Here is a 4,233-nt window from a genome sequence, read left to right as displayed (position 1 = left end):
CGGGCAGCTGTCGGCGTTCGTCGAGCCACTGCGGCAGGCCGGTTTCCGGGCGGTTCTGTTCGACGGCCCCTCGCACGGCCGGTCCGATCCGGGAGCCTGCGGGCCTGGACGCACCCATGGCGTCGAGTTCGCCACGGCGCTGACCGCCGTCATGACCCGTTTCGGCCCCGCGGACACCGTGATCGCGCACTCGATGGGCGTCGTGCCGGCGCTGATGGCGAACGGGGACGGGCTGCCGGTCGGACGCTTCGTGCTGCTGGCACCGATGCGCGACCTGAGCGGCCATCTGGACCGGTTCGCGGCACAGGTCGGTATGGGGCGTCGGACTCGGTCGGCGATGGACGAGCGCATAGCCCGGCTGACCGACTACCCCGTCGCGGCCGTCGACGTTCGGCTGCTCGCCCGGGACGCGGCACCCGTGCCGCTGCTGGTGATACACGATCGGGGTGACCGGGAAACCTGGCATGCCCACACCGTGGAACTGGCCGAAAGCTGGCGGGGTCCCGCGACGATGGTCAGCACCGACGGGCTTGGTCACCGTCGGCTGCTCACCGATCCGGCCGTGGTGCGGCTGGTGGTCGAGTTCGTCGGCGTCCCCGCGGATCGATCACGCCCGGGCCGGGGCCCGGGCGCCATCGCGGCGTGATGACAGCTCAGTCGAGGAGGTGATCCAGCACCCGGCCCATCACCTGGTTGCGCTCCTCGTCCGTGGATATTCCCTCGAACCCGAAGCCGAGCAACAGCGATCGCGGAGTGGAGATCGCGTTGCCGACGGGGAATCCGGAGGCATCGGTGCGGATCCAGTCGTTGGCATTGGCGCCGCTCCCCGCCGGCGGTCCGGTGACCTGCCAACCACCCAGATCGGCCTCGAACGACGTGCTCGAGCCGTCCGGCAGGGTCACGTCATCGACGAACACTCCGAGGCCCTGGGTAGCCCAATCGCTGACGTACGCGATCGAGATCTCCACCGTCTGCCCGGCGTAGGCCGAGAGGTCCACACTCCACTGCTGCCAGCCGCCGGAGTTGCCGCTCGCGGCGTTCCAGGTGCCGGTGGTGCCGGTCGCCGTGCAGGTCCCGTCCGCATTGCGGGTCTGGTAGTGCGCGAGGTGCGGATGCAGGCTGATCCAGCTGCCCGAACTCGCGGTACAGCTCTGGCCCGGCTCGGTGCTCGTGTGCTCGTTCGCGTCCGGCAGGGTCGTCCAGTCGTCCTGGCCGGGCGTGCGAGCCTCGACGAACAGGTGGTCCCAGGCCCCCTCGGTGGCGTACGACGTCCAGAAGGACAACGACCCACCACCGGCCGGGACTGTCAAGGGACATTGGATTCTGCCCACGGGCGGCCACGAAACCTGCCCGCCGGTGGCCATGAAACTGCCCGCTGGTGGCCACGGTTCCTGCCCGGTCGGTGCGGGCGGGTGGTCCTGGCCGGCCGATGGTTGTGACGGCCTCTTCCGCTGACCGGGCGCCCAGATGGGCCGTATGTTGGTGGGCGTCGTGCAGGGCCTGGCTCAGTTCTCGCGCCGCGCGACCGGCGTCGGCGAGTTCGGTGCGGGCCCGGTCGACGATCCGGGCGGGGTCGATGTGGTTGTCGGACCGGATCCAGCGGCCGCTTTGTTCGGCGGCGAGCCAGCCGCTGAGCTGCTGCAGTAGCTGCGGGAGCCGAGCGGTCATGACGGCGAGCTCGGCGACAAGCCGGTCCAGCTCGGCCGGGCCGGTCAGCGTCGGCCGGCCCAGGGTGCGGTGGTTGAGCTCGCGGACGGCCTCGGCGGCGGTCGCGGCGACCTGCACGATGGACGGGGTTCGGAGACTGGTCATCAGCATTTCCTTGGCGAGATGGTGGTCGTGGTCGTGGTCAGGTCAGTGGGGTGACGCCCTGCCCGGCGACGGCCTGGGACAGCCGCACCGATTCGCCGGAGGTTTGGCAGACGTGCGCGTGGTGCAGGAGCCGGTCGACGGTGGCGGTGGCCAAAGTTTTGGGCATGAGCTCGTCGAAGCCGGCCGGATGCAGATTGGAACTGATGGCGACGGAACGCTTCTCGTACGCGGCGTCGACCAGCCGGTAGAGACCTTCGGCGGCGTCCGCCGCGACGGCGAGCAGCCCGATGTCGTCGACCGTGATCAGGTCGGCGCGCAGCACCCGGCCGATCGCTTTGCTGACGGTGTCGTCGGCGCGGTGCCGGCGGATCAGGCCGCCGAGGTCTTCCAGGGTGAACCAGGCCACGTGCAGGCCCTGCTCGACGGCTTGCTGGCCGAGGGCTTCGAGCAGGAACGTCTTGCCGGTGCCGGACGGGCCGCAGACCACCAGGTTCTCCTTGCGGTGCACCCATTCCAGGGTGCGCAGCGCCTGCTGGGTCGGCGCCGGGATCGAGCAGGCCTCGGGTTTCCAGGAGCTGAACGTCTTGCCGGTCGGGAAGGCCGCCCGGGCCCGCCGGGTGGCCAGGGCGGACCGGTCCCGGCCGGTGACCTCGGCCTGGAACAGGGCGCGCAGGACCTCGACCGGTTCCCAGCGTTGCGCCCGGGCGGTGGCCAGCACCTCGGGGGCGGCGGCCCGGGTGTGCGGCATCCGCAGCCGGCGGAGCAGGGCGTGCACGTCCTCGGGCAGCGGCGGCGCGGCCGGCACCCCGGCCGTCGGTACCCCCGTTCTGGTTGTCGCGGGCATCGGCGTGACTCCTTTCCCGTTTCCGGGGTCGCTGGGATGGCCGCCGGCCGGGTGGCCGGCGGCCGGGTGAGCGCTTGCTGCGGGTCGGGTTCGGGGTCAGCTCGCGGCGGCGTCGCCCAGCGCCGCCCAGCCGCCGGTGCCCTGGGCCAGCGACCGGGTCTCGTCGGCCCGCCGGGCCGGCGCCGCGGCCGCGCCGGTGGCGCCGCCGTCGGGATTGGCGGTCAGGATCGACGCCAGGTCGTGCTCACCGAACCGCCCGTGGACCGCGGCGTGTCCCAACGCCCAGTCGACCCGGGCCGGGCTGGTCAGCTTGGCCATCGACACGGCGTGCGCCATCTTCACCCGGATCCGGGAGGTGCCCTGCGCGGTGGCCTCTTTCAACCACATCACGGCACCCTCACCCAACTCGAGGAACTCGGTGTCGGCCTTGCCCTTCGGTTTGGGTTCGCGGTGCAGGGGTCCGGGCGGGGCCGGCGGGAAATGCTCGTCGTCCAGCCGCGGGCTGCCCGGCTGCGCCCGCTGGTGCCGGGCCACCTCGACCGGGCCCTGCTCGCCGACGTGCACGATGATGATCCGCTCGTCGCGGCCGGCGCCGTGCACCCGCACCCACACCGTCTGCCCGCGCAACTGGTGCGGCACCGAGTAGGAGCCGTACTCGAAATCGACCATCGGGGTGTTGGTCGCGACCTGCCGGCTCACCCCGAACGCGACCGTGTGCGGCTGCGCCGGCACCGGATGCAGCCGGGCCCGTTCCTGTTCGAGCATCTCCGCCGGCACCCGCCGGGTCACCCGGTGCACCCGACCGTTGACCATGCTCATGAACGCCCGACACGCAGCCTCCAACTCACCGAACGAGGCGTACTGCGGCAGCAGGTTGGTGTCCTTGGGCACCAGATCGGCCTTGGCCAGTTTCACCGTCGATTCCGCGCCGCCCTTGCTGGCCGGGTCGTAGGGCACGCAGGTGTGGATCGTCACCCCGTAGTACCGGCCGAACGCCACCGCCTGCACGTTGCGCACCGGCAACCCGGCGACATGATCGACCGTCACCGACTTCTCGTTGTCGGTCAGGACGAACGTCGGGGCGCCACCCAACAGTCGGAACGAGGCGTCCAACGCGGCGAACACGCTCGGGATCGTGCGGTCCCGCAACGGAATCACGATCCGGAACCGCGACCACGCCAACCACGCGCAGAACAACACCGTCGGCCGGCCGTCGATCACCGGACCATCGCCGAAGTCGTACTGCAGCCACAAACCGGGCTCGGTCACCCACGGCCGATGCACCCGGCTGTTCCCGAGCCGGTACTGCGCCTTGATCCGGGCGACCGCCCGCCGCGACGACCGCGGCGAACCCGTGAAGCCCATCAGCACCAGATCCCTGTGCGCCTTGTCGGCCCGGATCGTGCCCTTGGACTTCTCGACCCACTCCTCGATCTTGGGCAGGAAATCGTCGATCAACCGCGACCGCCGCACCCGCGGACAAGCCCCGCCGGCGTCCCGCTCGGCGACCAGCCGGGCCACCGTGTGATGCGAACAGCCGGCGAGCTTCGCCGCCGCCCGATACGAACCGGTCAAAT

At 71.3% G+C, this 4,233-nt stretch carries 5 protein-coding genes; 2 read left to right on the top strand and 3 right to left on the bottom strand.

Annotated elements, in window-relative coordinates; translation table 11 throughout:
- Window positions 1-646, top strand: a 646-nt coding sequence (locus VF468_20880; protein ID HEX5880746.1) for an alpha/beta fold hydrolase, incomplete at its 5' end; no start/stop codon positions are given.
- 7 nt (window positions 647-653) lie between these two features.
- Here VF468_20880 and VF468_20875 read toward each other — a convergent pair.
- Complete coding sequence (locus VF468_20875) at window positions 654-1,283, bottom strand: hypothetical protein (GenBank protein HEX5880745.1); 630 nt, start codon at window positions 1,281-1,283, stop codon at window positions 654-656.
- A 193-nt stretch (window positions 1,284-1,476) separates the two neighbouring features.
- Here VF468_20875 and VF468_20870 point away from each other — a divergent pair, with 193 nt between their 5' ends.
- Window positions 1,477-1,647, top strand: coding sequence for a hypothetical protein (locus tag VF468_20870; protein ID HEX5880744.1), 171 nt, complete (start codon window positions 1,477-1,479; stop codon window positions 1,645-1,647).
- A gap of 202 nt (window positions 1,648-1,849) precedes the next feature.
- Here VF468_20870 and istB read toward each other — a convergent pair whose 3' ends face one another.
- A complete protein-coding gene (istB, locus tag VF468_20865; protein HEX5880743.1) occupies window positions 1,850-2,656 on the bottom strand; it encodes an IS21-like element helper ATPase IstB in 807 nt (268 codons plus the stop codon).
- Between the two features lie 96 nt (window positions 2,657-2,752).
- On the bottom strand, window positions 2,753-4,231 hold the full coding sequence (gene istA / locus VF468_20860) for an IS21 family transposase (protein ID HEX5880742.1): 1,479 nt from the start codon (window positions 4,229-4,231) through the stop codon (window positions 2,753-2,755).
- Window positions 4,232-4,233: the final 2 nt, after the last annotated feature.

Source organism: Actinomycetota bacterium (assembly GCA_036280995.1).
Classification (GTDB): domain Bacteria; phylum Actinomycetota; class CALGFH01; order CALGFH01; family CALGFH01; genus CALGFH01.
The sequence above is the reverse complement of the archived record's forward strand: the minus strand, read 5'-3'. Positions and strand labels throughout refer to the sequence as shown.

Coding starts and splice junctions, on each gene's coding strand:
- VF468_20870 (HEX5880744.1), top strand. CDS start 1,477: ATGTTGGTGGGCGTCGTGCAGGGCCTGGCTCAGTTCTCGCGCCGCGCG.
- istB (HEX5880743.1), bottom strand. CDS start 2,656: ATGCCCGCGACAACCAGAACGGGGGTACCGACGGCCGGGGTGCCGGCC.